Source organism: Streptomyces sp. NPDC037126, from assembly GCF_055605965.1.
In genome coordinates this window covers 100936-122364 of sequence record NZ_JBVJTD010000016.1, presented here as the reverse complement: position 1 = coordinate 122364, position 21429 = coordinate 100936, and the positions used below count along the sequence as shown (strand labels likewise).

Below are 21429 nucleotides of genomic sequence, written 5' to 3'. Positions count from 1 at the left end.
TCTGGTGGCTCACGTGGGGGTCCGCTCCGTTTTCTATTCGACCGTCACCGACTTCGCCAGGTTCCTCGGCTTGTCTATGTCGCGGCCCAGGACCTTGGCCGTGTGGTAGGCCAGCAGCTGGAGGGGGATGCCCATCAGGATCGGGTCGAGCTCGTCCTCGTTCTTCGGGACGACGATGGTCTCGTCCGCCTTCTCCTGGGGGCGGTGGGCCACGGCGAGGATCTTGCCCTCGCGGGCCTTGATCTCCTCCAGGGCGGCCCGGTTCTTCTCCAGGAGTTCGTCGTCGGGGACGATCGCGACCGTGGGCAGGGCCGGCTCGATCAGCGCCAGCGGGCCGTGCTTCAGCTCGGAGGCCGGGTAGGCCTCGGCGTGGATGTACGAGACCTCCTTGAGCTTGAGGGAGGCCTCGCGGGCCACCGGGTAGCCCCGGACCCGGCCGATGAAGAGCATCGAGCGGGCGTCGGCGTAGTCCTCGGCCAGCTTCCTGATCTCCTCCTCCCGTTCGAGGATCTCGGTGATCTGCCCGGGCAGCCGGCGCAGGCCCTCGATGATGCGCTTGCCGTCGCGCACGGAGAGGTCGCGGGTGCGGCCGAGGTGCAGCGCCAGGAGGGCGAAGGCGACCGTGGTGTTGGTGAAGCACTTGGTGGAGACGACGCAGACCTCCGGGCCGGCGTGCACGTAGATGCCGCCGTCCGCCTCGCGGGCGATCGCCGAGCCGACCACGTTGACCACGCCGAGGACGCGGGCGCCCTTGCGCTTCAGCTCCTGGACGGCGGCGAGGACGTCGTACGTCTCACCGGACTGGGAGACCGCCACGTAGAGGGTGTCCGGGTCCACCACCGGGTTGCGGTAGCGGAACTCGGAGGCGGGCTCGGCGTCGGCGGGGATGCGGGCCAGCTCCTCGATCATCTGGGCGCCGATCATGCCCGCGTGGTACGAGGTGCCGCAGCCGAGGATCTTCACGCGGCGGATCCGCCGGGCCTCGCGGGCGTCCAGGTTGAGGCCGCCGAGGTGCACGGTGGAGAACCGGTCGTCGATGCGGCCGCGCAGCACGCGGTCGACGGCGTCGGCCTGCTCGAAGATCTCCTTGTGCATGTAGGTGTCGTGGCCGCCCATGTCGTACGACTCGGCCTCCCACTCCACCGTGGTGGGCTCGGCCGTCGTGCGGGTGCCCTCGGTGGTGTAGGTGCGGAAGTCGTCGGCCTTGAGGGTGGCCATCTCGCCGTCGTCGAGGGTCACTATCTGCCGGGTGTGCATGACCAGGGCGGCGATGTCGGATGCGACGAACATCTCCTTCTCGCCGATGCCGAGGACGACCGGGGAGCCGTTGCGGGCCACCACGATGCGGTCGGGGAAGTCGGCGTGCAGCACGGCGATGCCGTAGGTGCCCTCGACGAGACGGACGGCCTGGCGGACCTTGTCCTCCAGCTTGTCCGCCGGGGAGCGGGCGATGAGGTGGGTGAGGACCTCGGTGTCGGTCTCGGAGAGGAACTCGACGCCGTCCGCCTCCAGCTTGCGGCGCAGGTCGGCGGCGTTGTCGATGATGCCGTTGTGGACGACCGCGACCTTGTTGTCGGCCGACATGTGCGGGTGGGCGTTGACGTCGGAGGGGGCGCCGTGGGTGGCCCAGCGGGTGTGGGCGATGCCGGTGGTGCCCTTGAAGCGCGCCGGGACCCGGGCCTCCAGGTCGCGCACCCGGCCCTTGGCCTTCACCATCTTCAGGCCGGGCGCCTTCGGGGAGGTGACGACGATGCCCGCGGAGTCGTAGCCGCGGTACTCCAGCCGCTGCAGGCCCTCCAGGAGGAGGGGAGCGACGTCACGCTTCCCGATGTATCCGACAATTCCGCACATGTATATGTATCTCTCAGCCTGGCGTCTCAGCCGTAGACCATGCGGCGCAGCTGCCTGAGCGTCAGCTCCGGCGGCGCCACCGCCCGGTATTTCAGGTCCGCCTCGATCCGTCCGAAGATCTCCGTGTTCACCAGGCCCTGGGCCTGGAGTTCGCGGTGGCGGCGACGGACGAAGTCATGGGTCGTCTCGTCGAAATAGGCGAGCACGTCCTGGACCACGCGCAGCGCCTCGCCCCGGCTCAGGGGCGTGGACCGCGTCAGATGATCGACAAGTTCGTCGTGCACCCGGTAGATCCTGAAGTACGAGGCGCCGTTTCGCAAGAATCGTGCCCGATTCCGGGCAACTCACCGCGTGATGTGTTGTGGATCTCTGTTCTCCGGCTGTCCATCCTGTGTCTTGCGTCTCGTTGGAGATGTGGACCATTTTCAGGCGCCATGGACATTCCTCGTATGGGAGTACCGGAGAAGCTGGCCGAGCGCATGGGCATGGCCGAGCAGCACGAGTACCTGCGTGCCAGATTCTCCCGTCGCACCATGATCAGAGGCGGCGCCGTCACGCTGGGCGCTGTCACGGGTGGCGCGTTCGTGACGGGCGCCACCGCCCAGGCGGCCGCGCCGACGCGGCACACCGCCCCCGCCGGCGAGCGCGTCGACGGCGCCCTCGTCGCCCCCTTCGGCCGGCACCTCGCCTACGGCAACGACCCGCGCACCGAGATGACCGTCTCCTGGCAGGTCCCGGTCGCCGTGAACAAGCCGTTCATCCGCATCGGCGCCCGGCCCTGGGACCTCTCGCACAAGATCGAGGCCGAGGTCCGCAGCCTCCACACCCCGGCCGGCGTCGGCGCGAGCGGCGACCACACGCAGTACTACCTGCACGCCCGGCTCACCCACCTGCGCCCCGGGCGCACCTACTACTACGGCGTCGGCCACGAGGGCTTCGACCCGGCCGAGTCCCACCTGCTGGGCACCCTGGGCACCTTCACCACCGCCCCCGCCCACCGCGAGCCCTTCACCTTCACGGCCTTCGGAGACCAGGGCGTCAGCTACCACGCGCTGGCCAACGACAGCCTGATCCTCGGCCAGAACCCGGCCTTCCACCTGCACGCGGGCGACATCGCCTACGGCGACCCGGCGGGCCAGGGCAAGTCCACCGACACGGGCTTCGACTCGCGCACCTGGGACCAGTTCCTCGCCCAGACCGAGTCGGTCGCCAAGCAGGTCCCGTGGATGGTCTCGTACGGCAACCACGACATGGAGGCCTGGTACTCGCCCAACGGCTACGGCGGCGAGGAGGCCCGCTGGACGCTGCCGGACAACGGTCCCGACGCCGGGAACCTGCCGGGCGTCTACTCCTTCGTCTACGGCAACACCGCCGTCATCTCGCTCGACCCCAACGACGTCTCCTTCGAAATCCCGGCGAACCTGGGCATTTCTGGAGGTACTCAGACGAAGTGGTTCGAGAGTCAGCTGAAGCGGCTCCGGGCCCGCGACGACGTCGACTTCGTCGTCGTGTTCTTCCACCACTGCGCCTACTGCACCTCCACGGCGCACGCCTCGGAGGGGGGCGTGCGCCAGGAGTGGGTGCCGCTGTTCGAGAAGTACCAGGTCGACCTGGTCATCAACGGCCACAACCACCAGTACGAGCGCACCGACGTGATCAAGGGCGGAGCGGTCACCAAGAAGCTCCCGATCGGCGGCACCGCCTACCCCGAGACCGAGGGCGTGGTCTACGTCACGGCCGGCGCGGCGGGCCGCAGCCTCTACGCCTTCAGCGCCCCGGACTCCTACGAGGGCCACGAGAACGAGGTCGACTCCGTGGCCTCCTTCATCAACACCGAGGACGGCAAGGTCGACGAGACCGTCACCTGGTCCCGGGTCCGCTACCTCAACTACTCCTTCCTGCGCGTGGACGTCACGCCCGCGCCGAAGGGCCGGCAGACCACGCTGAAGGTGTCGGGCATCGCCGAGACCGGTGACCGCATCGACCACTTCACCGTGTCCCGCCGGGCGAAGTAGGCGTCACCCGCCCCACCGGCGCGCCGCGGGCGGTCCTCACAGGCGTTTGAGGACCGCCCGCTTGGCCTGGGTGAACTCCTCGTCGGTCAGCACCCCGTCGCGGTGCAGCTCGCCCAGCTCGCGCAGCCGCCGCAGCAGCGCGTCATGGCCCTCCTCGGCGGGCCCCGGCGGCTTCGGGTGCGTCCCCGTCCCCGTGCCCGCTCCCGTCCCCGTCCCCGCTCCCGTCTCGGGAGAGGCGGGGTGCGGCAGCCGAGCCTGCACGGCGGCGGCCACCAGGGCCATCAGCGGGTCCTTCCTGAAGCCCCACAGCTCGACCGCGTTCGGGTCGTACTTGGGCGGTGCCGTGGCCGGTGCGTCCCGCACCAGGAACCGCAGGTGCCCGTTCTCCAGGCCGGCCGCCGGCTGCCACTCGACGCCGACGACGTCCGCGAGCGCGATGGCGCGGGGGCCGGTGGCGGCCTTGGCGTCCTCCGTCTTCCAGTTCCACTCCAGCCGCACCCGCTCCCCGTCGAAGCCCGCGGTGCCGTCCCCGGCGGAGGCGGACACCGGCAGGGACGGCCCCGGCAGCAGAAAGCGGGTCACCGGTTCGGGTGAAATCCCCTCCAGCAGCAGGGCGTTGCGCACCTCGTCCGCGAAGTACCCGGCGACGCCGTACCGGTCGGACTCCACGGTCAGCTGGTAGGGGTCGTCCGGGTCGGCGAGCCGGCCGCCGGTGGCCTGCAGCAGCGGGTCGGCGCCGTCCCGCAGCCGCAGCCTCAGCCGCCCCGACCTCCTGCCCCGCTCGAAGGAGACCCCCGCCAACGCACCCAGCGGGACGGCGAGTTCGCCCAGCTCCCGGCGGAGCAGGCCGACGCCCCGGTCCCGACCCGGGGTGAGCCGCAGGGCGTCACCGTCGAAGGCCCAGATGCCGTCCTTCTGGATGATTTCCGCCATGAGGGGATTGTTTCACCGGATCTGCGGGAGAGTGGTCTCGACCACATCTGAAGGGAGCGCATGTGAGACGGAACCACAGCACGACTCCCCGAACACCTCGCATCCTCGGATCTCTGCTGCTCGTCGCGGCCGCCGGTGTATTCACCCTCGGCGCGGCCCCCGCCGCGCGCGCCGCGGCCGTGACACCACTGGACCGGGTGGTCCCGGCACCCGCCCACGTCCAGCCGGGCGGGACGCCGTACCTCGTCACCCGCGCCACCGGCGTGCGTGTCGACGGCTCGGCCGGGGCCCGCCGCGTCGGCGCCTACCTCGCCGGCATCCTGCGGCCCTCCACCGGCTATCCGCTGCCGCTCACCGGCCACGGCACCGGCGGCATCCGGCTCCGCCTCGCGGGCAGGGGCTTCGGCGCCGAGGGTTATCTGCTGCACAGCGGCGCCGACGGCGTCACCATCACCGCGAGCGCCCCCGCCGGCCTCTTCCACGGCGTCCAGACCCTGCGCCAGCTCCTCCCGGCCGCCGTCGAGAGGAGGACCGTCCAGCCGGGCCCCTGGCAGATCGCGGGCGGCACCATCGAGGACAGGCCCCGCTACGCCTACCGCGGCGCGATGCTGGACGTCTCCCGGCACTTCTTCACCGTCGCCCAGGTCGAGCGGTACATCGACCAGTTGGCCCTCTACAAGATCAACGAGCTGCATCTGCACCTCAGCGACGACCAGGGCTGGCGCATCGCCGTCGACTCCTGGCCGCGCCTGGCCACCTACGGCGGCTCCACCGAGGTCGGCGGCGGCAAGGGCGGGTACTACACCAAGGCCGACTACCGCGAGATCGTCCGCTACGCGGCCTCCCGCTACCTGGAGGTCGTCCCCGAGCTGGACATGCCGGGCCACACCAACGCGGCCCTCGCCTCCTACGCCGAGCTGAACTGCAACGGCGTGGCACCCCCGTTGTACACGGGCACGGAGGTCGGGTTCAGCTCGCTGTGCGTGCCCAAGGCGGTCACCTACGACTTCGCGGACGACGTGATCCGGGAGATCGCCGCCCTCACCCCGGGCCGCTATCTGCACATCGGCGGCGACGAGGCGCACTCCACCAGCCACGCCGACTACGTGACGTTCATGGACCGCGTGCAGCCGATCGTCGCCAAGTACGGCAAGACGGTCATCGGCTGGCACCAGCTCACCGGCGCCCACCCCGCCAAGGGCGCCCTCGCCCAGTACTGGGGCCTGGACAGCACCAGCGCGGCGGAGAAGGCGCAGGTCGCCGAGGCCGCCCGGAACGGCACGGGGCTGATCCTGTCCCCGGCCGACCGGGTCTACCTCGACATGAAGTACACGAAGAACACCAGGCTCGGCCTGAGCTGGGCGGGCCTGGTGGAGGTGAGGCGGTCCTACGACTGGGACCCGGGCGCCTATCTGCCGGGAGTCCCCGCCGCGGCCGTCAGGGGAGTGGAAGCGCCCCTGTGGTCGGAGACGCTCACGTCGTCCGCCGACATCGAGTACATGGCCTTCCCGCGCCTCGCGGGCGCGGCCGAGCTGGGCTGGTCCCCGGCGGCCACCCACGACTGGGACGCCTACAAGGTGCGCCTGGCCGCCCAGGGCCCGCGCTGGACGGCCCTCGGCATCGGCTACTACAGGTCGCCGCAGGTGCCCTGGCCGAAGGGCTGAGCGAAGGCCGGCGGGCACCCCGGAGGACCGTACTGCGGGGTGCCCGCCCGTTCGTGGCGCTCAGAACCCGGCGATGGGGTTCCTCAGGACACCCACCAGCTGCAGCGCGGCGGAGGGGTCGGCGAGGTCCACCATCTGCCGGTTGTTCCGCAGCTGGAGCCGGTTGAGGCAGGAGAGGGCGAACTCCGGGGCGAAGACGTCGTACCGCTCGAACCGGTGGGCCAGTTCGGGGGCCGAGCGCTGGTACTCGCGGGTGACCTCCGCGACCGTCCGCCAGAAGTCGTCCTCCGCGAGGATCCCCTCGGCGGCGAGGTTCGCCGCGAGGAAGCGGAAGAAGCAGTCGAAGACGTCGGTGAAGACCGACAGCAGTTTCGTGTCGTCCGGGACGTCGGCCCGGATCCGGCGCACATCCGGCGGCAGGACCGCGTCCGGGTCCATCACCACGATCTCCTCGGCGATGTCCTTGTAGACCGCGCGCCGCACCACCCCGTCCGCCAGCACCAGGACGACGTTCTCGCCGTGCGGCATGAACACCAGGTCGTAGGCGTAGAAGCTGTGCAGCAGCGGGGTGTAGTACGCCCGCAGGTACGCGCGCAGCCAGGCGGTGGGCGTGAGCCCCGACCGCTCGATCAGGGCGCCCGCGAAGGAGGCGCCCCGGCGGTCCACGTGCAGCAGGGAGGCCATGGTCGCGAGCGACTCGCCGTCCTCCAGCGAGGGCACCGGGCTCTCCCGCCACAGCGCGGCCAGCATCTTGCGGTACGGCGAGTGGCGGTCGGTGGCCCGCTCGTACTCCAGGTGCCGGTAGCCGACGGCCGCCCGTTCCCGGATGATCGACAGGCCGGTCGCCTTCAGCACGGGGTCGTTCTCGACGAGCCGGGCGAGCCAGTCGTTGATCGCCGGGGTCGCCTCCATGTAGGCGGCCGAGAGCCCGCGCATGAAGCCCATGTTGAGGACCGACAGGGCCGTCTTCACGTAGTGCCTGTGCGGGTCGCTCGTGTTGAAGAAGGTCCGTATGGACTGCTGGGCCAGGTACTCGTCGTCGCCCTCGCCGAGGCAGACGAGGTGCCGCCGGGCGACCTCGGCGGCGAAGGTGACGGAGAGCTTGTTCCACCACTGCCAGGGGTGCACCGGGATCAGCAGGTAGTCGGCGGGGTCGAGTCCCTGCTCGGTGAGCGTGGCACGGAAGCGGTCCAGCGTCGCCGCGCCCAGCTCCTGGCGCATGAAGGACTCGTACTCGATGCCGGCGCCCGCCGTGAACGCGGCCCGCGAGCGGTGCGCGGCCAGCCACACCAGCCGCACCGGGCTCGCGGTCTCCGGCGCGTACGCCAGGTACTCCCCGATGCCGAACCCCAGCCGCCCGTTGTTGGCGACGAAGCAGGGGTGGCCCTCGGTCATGCCGGTCTCGATGTCCTGGAATCCCCGGCGGGCCAGCTCGGCGGAGGTCACCTCCGGCTTGGCCAGTTTGTAGCAGGTGCCCGAGAGGGTGGAGGAGATCTCCTCCAGGTAGACCGGCAGGACCTCGTCGCTCAGCCCCAGGGAGTCCCGCAGCTCGACGCAGAAGTCCAATGCCTCGACGGGGAGTTCGCCGTCGCCGCGGTGCCGGGTGATGGAGCCGGGGTCGATCTCCCAGTGGTCGAGGACGCGGCGGACGGCGGAGAACCGGTAGCGGGTGAGCCCGTCGTCACTGCGGACGACGTAGCCCTCGCCCTCCCGCTCGGGCGTGATCAGGCGCTCGTGCGCGAACTCGGCGAGCGCCTTGCGCACCAGCAGCCGGTTCGCGGTCTCCCAGCGCTCGGGGGTCAGATGGGCCACGGCGTCGGCGAGGGTCATGCGGCCACCGCCTTCGCGAACCGCTCGCGCGTGCAGAAGCTCAGCAGCGCCTGCTTCTCCGGCTTGCGGATCTCCCGCTCGGGCACGAACCCGACGGCCTCGTTCAGGGCGTGCACGGCCGTGTTGCGCACGTCCGGTTCGACCACGACCCGCCGGGTGGCCGGGTCCGCGAAGAGGTGCTCCATCACGGCCGTGATGACGGCCCGGGTGAACCCGTGCACGGGGGTGTCGGCCGGGGCGACGAGGAAGTGCATGCCGACGTCGCCCGGCTGCGGCTCGTACAGCCCGGCCAGCTCCCGGTGCGCCGGGTCGTACCGCTCCATCAGGAAGACCGGCTCGCCGTCGCGCAGTCCGAGGAAGGCGTCGTGGTGCTCGTCCGCCGCGATCTCCTGGTAGGCCCGCTCGACGTCCTCGACGCGCGCGTCCTGCATCATCCAGAACGCGGCCTTGGGGTGGGTGACCCAGCCGTGCAGCAGCCGGGCGTCCTTCAGGGGGGCGAGGGGGCGGATCGTGAACGTCATGCGGCGAACTCCTGGAAGGCGACGGACTTCTCGACCGGGTAGTACTCGGTGCCGAGCAGCTCTCGGATGATGTACGCGTTGCGGTACGCGCCCATGCCCAGGTCGGGACTGGTGATGCTGTGGGTGTGGACGCCGGCGTTCTGGAGGAAGACGCCCCGGCCGGTGACGTCGACGGAGTAGTTGCGGGCGACGTCGAAGCGGCCGTGGCCGTCGAAGCGGAGGCGGCCTCGCACCGGGGCGAGGAAGGCCGGCGGCTCGTAGTGGTAGCCGGTGGCCAGCAGCAGGCCCTCGGAGCGGATCTCGAAGTCCTTGCCCTGCTCGTCCTGGCGGAAGCCGAGGGTGTAGCCGCCGTCGCCGTACCGGACTCTGACGAGCGAGGAGTTGGTGAGCAGGCGGGTGGGGACGGGACGGTCTCCGCTCTCGACGTCCTTCTGGTAGAGCAGGTCGAAGATCGAGTCGATCAGATCCGAGTTGATGCCCTTGAACAGGCCCTTCTGCTGCTTCTCCAGCCGGTAGCGGGTCTCCTCGGGCAGGGCGCGGAAGTAGTCGATGTAGTCCGGGGAGGTCATCTCCAGGGTCAGCTTGGTGTACTCCAGCGGGAAGAACCGCGGCGAGCGGGTGACCCAGTTGAGCCGGTAGCCGTGGACGTCGATCTCGGCGAGGAGTTCGTGGTAGATCTCGGCCGCGCTCTGGCCGCTGCCGACGATCGTGATGGACTTCTTGGCCTGCAGCTCGGCCTTGCGGTGCATGTACTGGGAGTTGTGCAGGAAGTCCCCCTCCAGCCCCCGGCAGGCAGGCGGGACGAAGGGGACGGTGCCCGTGCCCAGGACCAGGTGCCGGGCGCGGTAGGTCTCGCCTGCGCCGGTGCGGACCACGTACAGCTCGTCCTCGTACGTCACCTCGGTGACCGTGGTGCCGAAGCGGACGCTGCTCAGCCGGTTCGCCGCCCAGCGGCAGTAGTCGTCGTACTCGATCCGCAGCGGGTAGAAGCTCTCCCGGATGTAGAAGGAGTACAGCCGACCCTTCTCCTTCAGGTAGTTGAGGAAGGAGTACGGCGAGGTGGGGTCGGCGAGGGTGACCAGGTCCGACATGAACGGGGTCTGGAGGTGGGCGCCGTCCAGGAACATGCCGGCGTGCCACTCGAAGCCGGGCTTGGACTCCAGGAAGACGCCGTCCAGTTCGGCGATCGGCTCGGTGAGGCAGGCGAGACCGAGGTTGAAGGGGCCGAGCCCGATGGCCACGAAGTCATGGGTGCGGCTGGCTTCAGGAAGCGCGGTCAAGGGTCTCTCCCAGGTACTGCTCGGCGTGGCCGGCGATGAGGTCGAGGACGGCGGCGATGTCGGCCGGTGTCGTCTCGGGGTTGAGCAGGGTGAACTTCAGGTAGTGGCGGCCGCCGACCCTGGTGCCCGCGACCACGGCGTCGCCGGAGGCGAACAGCGCTGCCCGGGCGTGGAGGTTGGCGCGGTCGATCTCGGCCGGATCGGTGACGGCCGCCGGGACGTAGCGGAAGACGAGGGTGGACAGGCTCGGCTCGACGACGACGTCGTAGCGGGGGTCGGCGGCGAGCATCCGCCAGCCCTCCGCCGCCAGGTCGCAGACCTCGTCGAAGAGTTCGCCGATGCCGTCGGCGCCCATCACCCGCAGCGTCATCCAGAGCTTGAGGGCGTCGAAACGGCGGGTGGTCTGCAGGGACTTGTCGACTTGGTTGGGGATGCGCTCGCGCACCATGCGGCGCGGGTTGAGGTAGTCGGCGTGGTAGGTGGCGTGGCGCAGGGTGGCCCCGTCCCGGACCAGCAGGGCGGACGAACTCACCGGCTGGAAGAAGGACTTGTGGTAGTCGACGGTCACCGAGTCGGCGCGCTCGATGCCGTCGACGCGGTGCCGGTGGGCGCGGGAGGCGAGCAGCCCGCAGCCGTAGGCGGCGTCGACGTGCAGCCAGGCGCCGTACTGGGCGCACAGTCCGGCGATTTCCGGCAGGGGGTCGATGGAGCCGAAGTCGGTGGTGCCGGCGGTGGCGACGACGGCCATCGGGACCAGGCCGTCCTCGCGGCAGCGCTCCATCTCGCGGGCGAGCGCGACGGTCTGCATGCGCTTGTCGTGGCCGACCGGCACGGTGACGACCGCCTCCGGTCCGAGGCCGAGCAGTTTCGCGGACTTCTGCACGCTGAAGTGGCCGGCCTCGGAGACGAAGACCCGCAGCGCGGAGAGGTCGTCGCTCTTCGCCTCCTCCCTCGCGAGCAGCAGCGCCTGGAGGTTGGATTGGCTGCCGCCCGAGGTGAACACGCCGTCGGCGGCCGGGCCGAGGCCGGCGCGGGCGGCCGTCCAGGCGATGAGCTTGCGCTCGATGAGGGTGCCGCCGGCCGACTGGTCCCAGGTGTCGAGGGAGGAGTTGACCGCGCTGAGGACGGCCTCGCCGAGCACCGCCGGGATGACGACCGGGCAGTTGAGGTGGGCGAGGTAGCGGGGGTGGTGGAAGTAGACCGCGTCGCGGAGGTACACGTCCTCCAGTTCGTCCAGGACGGCGGCGGTGTCGCCGAGCGGCCGGTCGAGGTCGACGGCGTCGACGCGGGGGGCGAGGGCGTCCACGGTGACGCCGGTGAACGGACGGTCGGTGGTGGCGAGTTTGGCCGCCACCCGCTCGACTCCTTCGGTCACGGAGCGGCGGTATTGCTCCGCGGTGAGGCCATTGAGCAGGTGCGAGCGCATGTGGGGGTCCTCCGAGGGGACAGTCCGTGCGGGGATTAAATTTAGGTTAGCCTAACCTAAGTTATTTGGATCAAGGCATGACTCGACGTGACCGGCGTCACTTCCCCGGCGTCACTTCAGGGGGTGATCACTCCGCGGCCCGGAGCTGTTCCTCGGTCATCCCGCGGCGCCAGTACCCGACGAAGGTCACCCGGCGCCGGTCGACCCCGCGCTCGCCGACGAAGTGCCGCCGCAGCGCCTTCACCTCGCCCGACTCGCCCGCGATCCACACGTACGGCCGCTCGGCGGACGGCAGTCGGGCGGCCCGGACGGCCTCGGCGGCCGAGGGCGCCCCGTCGTGCCGCACGAGCCAGGTGATCTCCGCGTCCGCATCCGTGAGCACGTCCTGGATGTCCCCGGCGTGCGGCACCTCCAGCCAGGCGCGGGCGCGGACGCCCGCGGGGAGGGCCTCCAGGACGGCGGTCGCGGCGGGTACGGCGGTCTCGTCACCCCACAGGACGACCAGGTCGGTGTCCTCGGGCGGGCGGAAGCGGATGGCGCGGTTGTCTGCGACCGCCGGGCCGAGCAGCAGCACGCGGTCCCCGGCCGTGGCGCGGGAGGCCCAGCGGGAGGCGGGTCCCGCCGGGCCGGGCGCGCCGGGTCCGACGCCGTGCAGGGCGAAGTCGATGTCGATCTCCGCCGTGCGGCCCAGGGCGTCCCGGCGCAGGGCGCGGAGCGTGTAGGACCGCATCACCGCCCGTACGTCGTCGGGCAGTTCGCGCCACCCCTGCCACCAGCCGTCGCCCAGCTCCAGCGGGACGACGGGCTCGGTCTGGCCGGGGTGCGGCAGGAACAGGGAGAGGGACTGGTCGCGCCCCTCGGAGCGGAAGCCGTCCAGGTCGGGGCCGGCGAAGGTGATCCGGACCAGGGACGGGCCGAGCCGCCTCGTCCGTGCGACCTGAGTTGCGAAGAAGCGGAACGGGGCGGCCACGGCCGTCGTCATGGGGGGCTCCTGAGGATGGGATCCAGGGCTTCGTCAGGGGGTCAGCCGAGCTTCCTGGCCTTCTCCAGGGCCTCGGCGAGGTTCGTCAGCAGTGGGACGCACTTGTCGTAGGAGAGGATCGGCTCCGGCGAACGGGCGATGACCTGGCCCGCCTTCACCGCGGGCAGCTTCTGCCAGGTCGGCTTGGTGATGTCGGCGGGCTGGATGGCCGAGGAGCGGTCGTCCATCATGATGATGTCGGCGTGGTACTTGTCGACGTTCTCCCAGCTCAGCGACTCGTACCAGCCGCCGCCCTGCTTCTTGGCGCTCTCCGGGGGCTCGACGAGGTTCACGCCGAGGGCCTTGAAGTACTCCAGGTCGACGGAGAGGTTGGAGCCGGAGACGTAGAAGAGCTGGTCGCTCGCGCTGGCCGCCATCACCTTGACGCCGGGCTTGGACCTGGCGGCGGCCCGCAGCCGGGCGGCCGCGGCCTCGAACCGCTTCCTGGCGTCCGTCACCTTCGCGGCCTTCATGTCCGCGCCGAGCGACTCGGCGAGCTCCCACATCCGCTGCAGCGGCCGGGTGAGCGGGCGGTCGTAGACGGAGACGCCGACGCTCGGGGCCAGCTGGGCGATCTTCTTCCTGGACTCCTCGGGGACGTACCAGAGGGTGCCGGCGCCGTCGAACATCGTGGAGATCAGCACGTCCGGTGCGAGGGACGCGTACTTCTCCAGGTTGAACTGGCCCCAGGTGTTGCCGAGGACCGTCACCTTGCTGACGTCCATGTCGCCGGCCTGGACGTCGGCCTTGCCGTCCTTGGTCGTCGTCGGTCCGAAGACGCCCTTGACCTGGATGCCGTAGTCGTACAGCGCGGCGCCGACGCCGGTGAACGCCACGATGTCCGCGGGGACCTTGTCCAGCTTCACGGTCGTGCCGCGGTCGTCCCGGAAGGACCACGGGCCGGACTTCGCGGCGGTCGCCCCGGAGCCGTCGGCGCCGCTTTTACCCGTGTCGTCCCCGCAGGCGGCGAGCGCGGCGCCGAGCGCGACGGCGCCGCCGGCGGCGAGGAGACCGCGGCGATTCAGCTGGGGGGTGCGGGCGTTGGGCATGACTCGGCTGCTTTCGGAACAGGGCGGGACGACCCACCGGACGGGCTCGAAGGTCAGGTTAGCCTAACCTCACTTGATGTCCAGGGGTGGTGACTGTTCCGGCCCGGCCGCGTCCGAGCGGACCGAAAAGGAGAGGGCCGGCCCCCGCGGGGGCCGGCCCTCTCCTTGTTCCGGTCTCAGCCCACCAGGCCGAGCTCCCGGGCGATCAGCAGGCGCTGGACCTCGCTCGTGCCCTCGCCGATCTCCAGGATCTTGGAGTCGCGCCACATGCGGGCCACCGGGTACTCGTTCATGAACCCGTAGCCGCCGTGGACCTGGGTGGCCTCCCGGGCGTTGTCGACGGCGACCGTGGAGGAGTACAGCTTGGCCAGGGCCGCCTCCTTCTTGAAGGGCTCGCCGGCCACCAGCCGCGAGGCCGCGTCGCGCCAGGCGAGGCGGGCCGTGTGGGCCTTCATCTCCATGTCCGCGATCTTGAACTGGATGGCCTGGTTGGCGCCGATCGGACGGCCGAAGGCGTGCCGCTCCTTCGCGTACTTCACCGACTCGTCCACACAGCCCTGGGCGAGGCCGGTGGCGAGCGCCGCGATGGCGATGCGGCCCTCGTCGAGGATGCGCAGGAACTGGGCGTAGCCCCGGCCCTCCGCGCCGAGCAGGTTGGCGGCGGGCACCCGGACGTCCTGGAAGGACAGCTCACGGGTGTCCGAGGCGTTCCAGCCGACCTTCGAGTAGGGCGCGGCCACCGTGAAGCCCGGTGTGCCCGAGGGCACGATGATCGCCGAGATCTGCGGCTTGCCGTCCGGCCCCCGGCCGGTGACCGCCGTGACCGTGACCAGACCGGTGATGTCCGTACCGGAGTTGGTGATGAAGCACTTCGTGCCGTTGATCACCCACTCGTTCGTGTCGGGGTCCAGGCGGGCCGTCGTACGGGTCGCGCCGGCGTCGCTGCCGCCGTCCGGCTCCGTCAGGCCGAACGCGCCGAGGATCTCGCCCGAGCACAGCCGGGGCAGCCACTCGCGCTTCTGCTCCTCGGTGCCGAACAGATGCAGGGGCATCGCGCCCAGCGAGACGCCCGCCTCCAGGGTGATGGCCACCGAGGAGTCCACCCGGGCCAGTTCCTCCAGGGCGAGGCCGAGGGCCAGGTAGTCGCCGCCCATGCCGCCGTACTCCTCCGGGAACGGAAGCCCGAACAGGCCCATGCGGCCCATCTCCCGGACGATCTCGTACGGGAACTCGTGCCGCTCGTAGAAGTCGCCGATCTTCGGCGCCACCACGTCATGGGCGAACTCCTCCACCGTGCGGCGGAGTTCCTCCAGCTCGGGGCTGAGACGGTGGTCCATGCTGATCACTGGTCCTTGTGGGAGAGGGCGCGGACGGTACGGGAGGGGCTGGGGCGGCCCAGCTGTTCGGCCATCCACACGCTGGTGGCGGTCAGACGGCCGAGGTCGACCCCGGTCTCGATGCCGAGGCCGTGCAGCATCCACACCAGGTCCTCGGTGGCGAGGTTGCCGGTGGCGGACCTGGCGTACGGGCAGCCGCCGAGCCCGCCGGCGGACGCGTCGATCGTCGTCACGCCGTGTTCCAGGGCCGCATGGGTGTTGGCGAGCGCCTGGCCGTAGGTGTCGTGGAAGTGCACACCGATCACGTTGGTCGGCACGCCCTCCTCGTTGAGAAGGCTGAGGAGTTCGAGCACATGGCCCGGCGTGGCCACACCGATGGTGTCGCCGAGGCTCAGCTCGTCGCAGCCCATGTCCCGCAGCGCCGTGCAGACCCGGGCCACCTGGTGCAGGGGGACCGCGCCCTCCCAGGGGTCGCCGAAGCACATCGACACATAGCCCCGTACGTGCACGCCCTCCTGCTTCGCGTGCCGCACCACCGGCTCGAAGACGGCCAGCGACTCGTCCAGCGTGCGGTTGAGGTTGGCCTTGGCGAAGGACTCGGTGGCGCTGGCGAAGACGGCGATCCGGTCGGCGCCGAGCGCGAGCGCCCGGTACAGGCCGCGCCGGTTGGGCACCAGCACCGGCAGGGCGACCCCGGGCAGGTCGCTCACCAGGGGGAACAACTGCTCGGCGTCGGCGAGCTGGGGCACCCACTTCGGGTGCACGAAGCTGGTCGCCTCGACGGTCGTCAGGCCCGCGTCCGCCAGCCGGCGGATGAACTCGGCCTTCACCTGCGTGGGCACGGCCGTCTTCTCGTTCTGCAGCCCGTCGCGCGCGCCGACCTCGTGGATCCGCACCCGCGCGGGCAGGTCCGGGGCCGGCACGACCATGGGCAGTCCGTCGGCGCTCACTCCGCCTCCTCCTTGGGCGCGATGACGGCCAGCACCTGGTCCATGGCGACCGTGGTGCCGGGGGTCACGTCCAGCTCGGCGACCGTGCCGGCGTGCGGGGCGGAGATGACGTGCTCCATCTTCATCGCCTCCACCACCAGCAGGCTCTGCCCGGCGGCCACCTCGTCGCCCACGGCCACCTTCACCACGGTCACCGTGCCGGGCATCGGCGCGGTCAGCGAGTCGGCACCGGCGTGCGCGGACCGGCCGAGGGACGCGGCCACCGGGTCGTGGTCGCGCACCTGCCAGGCGTCGCCGTCGCGGCCGATCCAGTCACCGGCGCGGTGGAAGGTGTGCCGGACGCCGTCCAGGGCGACGCTCACCCGGTCGCCGGTGACGGTGTGGGTGCCCCGGGGGGTGTGGGCCACCGGGTCCTGCACCCGCAGGTGGAAGACGGGCGGCTTCGGGGTGCCGTCCATGCGCCAGCCGTTCGGCACCGAGAAGGGGTCCGTCCAGCCCTCCGCCGGGGGCTGCAGCGCCTCCAGGCGCACGGCCGCCGCCGCCTCGTACACCTCCTCGGGCACGTCGGTGGGGACCAGTTCGTCCACCACCCGCTCCACCAGCCCGGTGTCCAGGTCGCCCGCCGTCACCGCGGGGTGCGCGAGCAGCCGGCGCAGGAAGCCCGCGTTGGTCTGCACGCCGAGCGTCACCGTCCGCGCGAGCGCCGCACGGAGCTTCCTGAGCGCCGTCTCCCGGTCGGGACCGTACGCGATCACCTTGGACAGCATCGGGTCGTACAGGCTGCCCACCTCGGTGCCCTCGCTGAGCCCGGAGTCGGTGCGGACGCCGTCGCCCTCCGGTTCGAGGAGCCTGAGGACCGTGCCGCCGGAGGGCAGGAAGCCGCGCGCCGGGTCCTCGGCGCAGATCCGCGCCTCGACCGCGTGCCCGGTCAGCGTCACGTCCGCCTGCCCGAAGCCCAGCGGCTCCCCGGCCGCCACCCGCAGCTGCCACTCCACCAGGTCGAGGCCGGTGACGAGTTCGGTGACGGGGTGCTCCACCTGGAGGCGGGTGTTCATCTCCATGAAGTAGTACGACGACGGGTCGCCGCCCGGCACGATGAACTCCACCGTGCCCGCGCCCCGGTACCCGCAGCTGCGCGCCGCCTGCACGGCCGCCTCGCCCATCGACGCGCGCGTGGCCTCGTCGAGGAGCACGCTCGGCGCCTCCTCGATGATCTTCTGGTGCCGCCGCTGGAGCGAGCACTCGCGCTCGCCGAGGTGCACCACGTTCCCGTGGCCGTCGGCCAGCACCTGGATCTCGATGTGCCGGGGGCGGTCGACCCACCGCTCCACCAGCAGGGTGTCGTCGCCGAAGGAGGCGCGGGCCTCGCGGCGGGCGGCGGCGATCTCCTCCTCCAGCACGCTCAGGTCCCGCACCAGCCGCATGCCCTTGCCGCCACCGCCCGCGGACGGCTTGAGCAGCACCGGGGCCCCGATCTCCCGGGCGGCCGCTGCGAGCTGCGCGTCGGTCAGTCCGCTGCCGCTGGAGCCGGGCACGACCGGGACCCCGGCCGCCTGCACCGTCTCCTTGGCGCGGATCTTGTCGCCCATCAGCGCGATGGCGTCCGCCGGCGGGCCGATGAAGACCAGGCCCGCCTCCTCGCACGCACGGGCGAAGCCCGCGTTCTCGGCGAGGAAGCCGTACCCGGGGTGGACGGCCTGCGCGCCCGTGCGGGCGGCGGCCTCCAGCAGCCGCTCCACCGACAGATAGCTCTCGGCGGCGGGGGCCGGCCCGATCCGGACCGCGGTGTCGGCCTCCCGGACGTGCCGCGCGTCGGCGTCGGCGTCGGAGAAGACCGCCACCGAGCGCACGCCCAGCGAGCGGAGCGTACGGATGACGCGTACGGCGATCTCGCCGCGGTTGGCTACCAGCACTGTGTCGAACACGGTTCCCCTCCTCACATCCGGAAGACGCCGAACTGGGGCTCGCCCAGCGGCGCGTTGGCGCAGGCCGTCAGGGCGAGTCCGAGCACCTGACGGGTCTGCAGCGGGTCGATCACGCCGTCGTCCCAGAGGCGGGCGGTGGCGTAGTAGGCGTTGCCCTGGTTCTCGTACTGGGCGCGGATCGGCGCCTTGAAGGCGTCCTCGTCCTCGGCGGACCAGGACTCGCCGCGGCCCTCCAGCTGGTCCCGCTTGACGGTGGCGAGGACGCTGGCGGCCTGCTCGCCGCCCATCACGGAGATCTTGGCGTTGGGCCACATCCACAGGAAGCGGGGGGAGTAGGCCCGGCCGCACATCGAGTAGTTGCCCGCCCCGTAGGAGCCGCCGACCACCACCGTCAGCTTCGGCACGCGCGTGCAGGCCACCGCCGTGACCATCTTGGCGCCGTGCTTGGCGATGCCGCCGGCCTCGTAGTCCTTGCCGACCATGAAGCCCGAGATGTTCTGCAGGAACACCAGCGGGATCCCGCGCTGGTCGCACAGCTCGATGAAGTGCGCGCCCTTCTGGGCGGACTCGGAGAAGAGGATGCCGTTGTTGGCGACGATGCCGACCGGGTGGCCGTGGATGCGGGCGAAGCCGGTGATCAGGGTCTGCCCGAACTCGCTCTTGAACTCGGCGAACCGCGAGCCGTCGACCACGCGCGCGATGATCTCGCGGACGTCGTAGGGGGTGCGGGAGTCGACCGGGACGGCGCCGTACAGCCCGAACGGGTCGGCCTTGGGCTCGACGGCCGGCTGGACCTCCCAGGGGAGGGACTGCCGGGCCGGGAGCGTGGCGACGATGTTCCGCACGATCCGCAGCGCGTGCGCGTCGTCCTCGGCGAGGTGGTCGGTGACACCTGACACGCGCGAGTGGACCTCGCCGCCGCCCAGCTCCTCCGCCGTCACGACCTCACCGGTGGCGGCCTTCACCAGCGGCGGGCCGCCGAGGAAGATGGTCCCCTGGTTGCGGACGATCACCGCCTCGTCGCTCATCGCGGGGACGTACGCGCCACCGGCCGTGCACGAGCCGAGGACGGCCGCGATCTGCGGGATCCCGGCGCCGGACATCCGGGCCTGGTTGTAGAAGATGCGCCCGAAGTGCTCGCGGTCCGGGAACACCTCGTCCTGCATCGGCAGGAAGGCGCCGCCGGAGTCGACCAGGTAGACGCAGGGCAGCCGGTTGTCGAGGGCCACCTCCTGGGCGCGCAGGTGCTTCTTCACCGTCATCGGGTAGTACGTGCCGCCCTTGACCGTGGCGTCGTTCGCGACGATCACGCACTCGCGCCCGCTGACGCGTCCGATGCCGGCGATCACACCCGCGGCCGGGGCCTGTCCGTCGTACATCCCGTCGGCCGCGAGCGGCGCCAGCTCCAGAAAAGGGGAGCCCGGGTCGAGAAGCGCGTCGACCCTGTCCCTCGGCAGCAGCTTGCCGCGCGCCGTGTGCCGGGCCCGCGCCTTCTCGCCACCGCCGAGCGCCGCCGCGGCCAGCTTGCCGCGCAGCTCCTCGACGAGCGCGAGATGGGCCTGTTCATTGGCCCGCCAGGCCTCCGACGCGGGATCTGCCGCGCTCCGAAGCTCCGGTGCCTCCTGCATCCTGCGGTCCCCTCACCCGGTGATCGAACCAGTTAATGAGCGTTAACCATTTCCTTCAGGTTAACGACCGCTAACCTCGCTGTCTAGAATTGCCTGCATGGTCACCAGAACCGACGCGCCCACCCGCCGTGAGCAGATCCTCAAGGAGGCCGCCCGGCTCTTCGCCGAGCGCGGCTTCCACGGCGTCGGGGTCGACGAGATAGGCGCCGCCGTCGGCATCAGCGGCCCCGGTCTGTACCGCCACTTCCCGGGCAAGGACGCGATGCTCGCCGAGTTGCTGGTCGGCATCAGCGGCCAGCTGCTGACGGGGGCCAAGCGGCGCCTCGCGGAGGCCGACGGGGTGCCCGCGGCCCGGATCCTCGACTCGCTGATCGAGGGGCACATCGACTTCGCCCTCGACGACCGGCCCCTGATCACCCTGCACGACCGCGAGCTGGACCGCCTGCGCGACAGCGACCGCAAGCTGGTCCGCCAGCTCCAGCGGCAGTACGTCGAACTGTGGGTGGAGGTGGTCCGCGAGGTGTACCCGGGGCTGTCCGAGCCGTCCGCCCGGTCCGCCGTCCACTCGGTCTTCGGCCTCCTGAACTCCACGCCCCACCTGGGCCGGGCGGGCACCCTCCCCGGGCGGGGCCCCATGGCGGCGCTGCTGCACCGGATGGCCCGCGGGGCGTTCGAGGCGGCCGGGGAGGACTGACCTCCGGTCCCCGGGCGCCAGGGCGCGTGGCCAAGGTCACCCTGGACGCCAGAACATACTCGCCAGTACCTTTGGATCTGAGCAAGCGCTTAGACAGGTAGCTGGAGGTGGGCGGCGTGCGCCGTACGGTGTTCAACGAGGATCACGAGGCGTTCCGGGAGACCCTGCGCGCCTTTATCGAGGCCGAGGTCGTACCCGTGTACGACGAGTGGTTCGCCGCCGGCCAGGCGCCGCGCGACTTCTACTACAAGCTCGGCGAGCTGGGCATCTTCGGCATCAACGTGCCCGAGGAGTTCGGCGGCGCGGGCATGGACAGCCACAAGTTCGAGGCCGTCCTCTACGAGGAGACCGCGCGCGCGGGCGTCCAGTTCGGCGGTTCCGGCGTGCACGTGCTGCTCGCCCTGCCGTACATCAAGATGCTCGCCACCGACGAGCAGAAGAAGCGCTTCCTGCCGAAGTTCGTCACCGGCGAGGAGATGTGGGCCATCGCGATGACGGAGCCGGGCACCGGTTCCGACCTCGCGGGCATGAAGTCCACCGCCAAGCTCTCCGAGGACGGCACCCACTACGTCCTCAACGGCGCCAAGACCTTCATCACCGGTGGCGTCCACGCCGACCGCGTGATCGTGTGCGCCCGCACCGCCGCGCCGACCGCCGAGGACCGCCGCCACGGCATCTCCCTCTTCGCCGTCGACACCAAGTCCGAGGGCTACTCCGTCGGCCGCAAGCTCGACAAGCTCGGCCTGAAGACCTCCGACACCGCCGAGCTGGCCTTCGTCGACGTCAAGGTGCCCGTCGAGGACCTGCTCGGCGAGGAGAACAAGGGCTTCTACTACCTCGGCCACAACCTGGCCTCCGAGCGCTGGGGCATCGCCTTCGGCGCCTACGCCCAGGCCAAGGCCGCCGTCCGGTTCGCCAAGCAGTACGTTCAGGAGCGCACCGTCTTCGGCAAGCCGGTCGCCCACTTCCAGAACACGAAGTTCGAGCTGGCCGCCTGCCAGGCCGAGGTGGACGCGGCCGAGGCCGTCGCCGACCGCGCCACGGAGGCCCTGGACGCCGGCGAGCTGACGCCCGCCGAGGCCGCCTCCGCCAAGCTGTTCTGCACCGAGGTCGCCCACCGCGTGATCGACCGCTGCCTCCAGCTGCACGGCGGCTACGGCTACATGAACGAGTACCCGATCGCCCGCCTGTACGCGGACAACCGCGTCAACCGCATCTACGGCGGCACCAGCGAGATCATGAAGACGATCATCGCCAAGGACATGGGTCTGTAAGGTCTCCGCAATCACTGGCGGGTATTACTAC

General features: G+C 71.0%; 17 protein-coding genes. 4 read left to right on the top strand and 13 right to left on the bottom strand.

The features are described 5' to 3' along the window. Positions 1–33: 33 nt before the first annotated feature. Positions 34–1851, bottom strand: a complete 1818-nt coding sequence (glmS, locus tag ACZ7FF_RS30430; RefSeq protein WP_470816080.1) for a glutamine--fructose-6-phosphate transaminase (isomerizing) — start codon at positions 1849–1851, stop codon at positions 34–36. A gap of 26 nt (positions 1852–1877) precedes the next feature. Further along, positions 1878–2135, bottom strand: a complete 258-nt coding sequence (locus ACZ7FF_RS30425; RefSeq protein ID WP_470816079.1) for a hypothetical protein — start codon at positions 2133–2135, stop codon at positions 1878–1880. Positions 2136–2300: 165 nt separating this feature from the next. Here ACZ7FF_RS30425 and ACZ7FF_RS30420 point away from each other — a divergent pair, with 165 nt between their 5' ends. Further along, positions 2301–3866, top strand: a complete 1566-nt coding sequence (locus tag ACZ7FF_RS30420; protein ID WP_470816078.1) for a purple acid phosphatase family protein — start codon at positions 2301–2303, stop codon at positions 3864–3866. A 36-nt stretch (positions 3867–3902) separates the two neighbouring features. Here ACZ7FF_RS30420 and ACZ7FF_RS30415 read toward each other — a convergent pair whose 3' ends face one another. Beyond that, positions 3903–4799 carry a DUF4429 domain-containing protein gene (locus ACZ7FF_RS30415; protein ID WP_470816076.1) on the bottom strand — a complete coding sequence of 299 codons (897 nt, stop codon included), beginning with the start codon at positions 4797–4799 and terminating at the stop codon, positions 3903–3905. A 62-nt stretch (positions 4800–4861) separates the two neighbouring features. On the opposite strand from ACZ7FF_RS30415, the gene ACZ7FF_RS30410 reads away from it, so the two are divergent. After that, a complete protein-coding gene (locus ACZ7FF_RS30410) occupies positions 4862–6463 on the top strand; it encodes a beta-N-acetylhexosaminidase (protein ID WP_470816074.1) in 1602 nt (533 codons plus the stop codon). A 60-nt stretch (positions 6464–6523) separates the two neighbouring features. On the opposite strand, the gene ACZ7FF_RS30405 is transcribed toward ACZ7FF_RS30410, so the two are convergent. The 10 genes from ACZ7FF_RS30405 to ACZ7FF_RS30360 form a co-directional block, all read right to left on the bottom strand. Then, on the bottom strand, positions 6524–8293 hold the full coding sequence (locus ACZ7FF_RS30405) for an IucA/IucC family protein (protein ID WP_470816073.1): 1770 nt from the start codon (positions 8291–8293) through the stop codon (positions 6524–6526). Continuing rightward, complete coding sequence (locus ACZ7FF_RS30400) at positions 8290–8814, bottom strand: GNAT family N-acetyltransferase (protein ID WP_470816072.1); 525 nt, start codon at positions 8812–8814, stop codon at positions 8290–8292. The genes ACZ7FF_RS30405 and ACZ7FF_RS30400 overlap by 4 nt, the downstream gene beginning before the upstream one ends. Beyond that, the gene (locus tag ACZ7FF_RS30395) at positions 8811–10094 is read right to left on the bottom strand and encodes a lysine N(6)-hydroxylase/L-ornithine N(5)-oxygenase family protein (protein WP_470816070.1); all 1284 of its coding nucleotides are present in this window, start codon (positions 10092–10094) and stop codon (positions 8811–8813) included. Before ACZ7FF_RS30395 ends, ACZ7FF_RS30400 begins: the two co-directional genes overlap by 4 nt. Further along, complete coding sequence (gene desA, locus ACZ7FF_RS30390) at positions 10078–11520, bottom strand: lysine decarboxylase DesA (RefSeq protein ID WP_470816068.1); 1443 nt, start codon at positions 11518–11520, stop codon at positions 10078–10080. The genes ACZ7FF_RS30395 and desA overlap by 17 nt, the downstream gene beginning before the upstream one ends. Positions 11521–11647: 127 nt before the next feature. Next, positions 11648–12502: a siderophore-interacting protein gene (locus tag ACZ7FF_RS30385; RefSeq protein WP_470816067.1), complete on the bottom strand. Its 855-nt coding sequence runs from the start codon at positions 12500–12502 to the stop codon at positions 11648–11650. 41 nt (positions 12503–12543) lie between these two features. Next, the gene (locus tag ACZ7FF_RS30380) at positions 12544–13590 is read right to left on the bottom strand and encodes an ABC transporter substrate-binding protein (protein WP_470816065.1); all 1047 of its coding nucleotides are present in this window, start codon (positions 13588–13590) and stop codon (positions 12544–12546) included. Between the two features lie 176 nt (positions 13591–13766). Then, complete coding sequence (locus ACZ7FF_RS30375; RefSeq protein WP_470816062.1) at positions 13767–14927, bottom strand: acyl-CoA dehydrogenase family protein; 1161 nt, start codon at positions 14925–14927, stop codon at positions 13767–13769. A gap of 5 nt (positions 14928–14932) precedes the next feature. Next, on the bottom strand, positions 14933–15856 hold the full coding sequence (locus ACZ7FF_RS30370) for a hydroxymethylglutaryl-CoA lyase (RefSeq protein WP_470816234.1): 924 nt from the start codon (positions 15854–15856) through the stop codon (positions 14933–14935). A 17-nt stretch (positions 15857–15873) separates the two neighbouring features. Beyond that, entirely contained in the window at positions 15874–17802 is a 1929-nt protein-coding gene (locus tag ACZ7FF_RS30365; protein WP_470816061.1) for an acetyl/propionyl/methylcrotonyl-CoA carboxylase subunit alpha, read from the bottom strand. 11 nt (positions 17803–17813) lie between these two features. Continuing rightward, positions 17814–19430: a carboxyl transferase domain-containing protein gene (locus tag ACZ7FF_RS30360; RefSeq protein ID WP_470816059.1), complete on the bottom strand. Its 1617-nt coding sequence runs from the start codon at positions 19428–19430 to the stop codon at positions 17814–17816. Between the two features lie 97 nt (positions 19431–19527). On the opposite strand from ACZ7FF_RS30360, the gene ACZ7FF_RS30355 reads away from it, so the two are divergent. Beyond that, positions 19528–20124 carry an SACE_7040 family transcriptional regulator gene (locus ACZ7FF_RS30355; RefSeq protein ID WP_470816058.1) on the top strand — a complete coding sequence of 199 codons (597 nt, stop codon included), beginning with the start codon at positions 19528–19530 and terminating at the stop codon, positions 20122–20124. A 116-nt stretch (positions 20125–20240) separates the two neighbouring features. Beyond that, complete coding sequence (locus ACZ7FF_RS30350) at positions 20241–21398, top strand: acyl-CoA dehydrogenase family protein (protein WP_351245602.1); 1158 nt, start codon at positions 20241–20243, stop codon at positions 21396–21398. Positions 21399–21429: the final 31 nt, after the last annotated feature.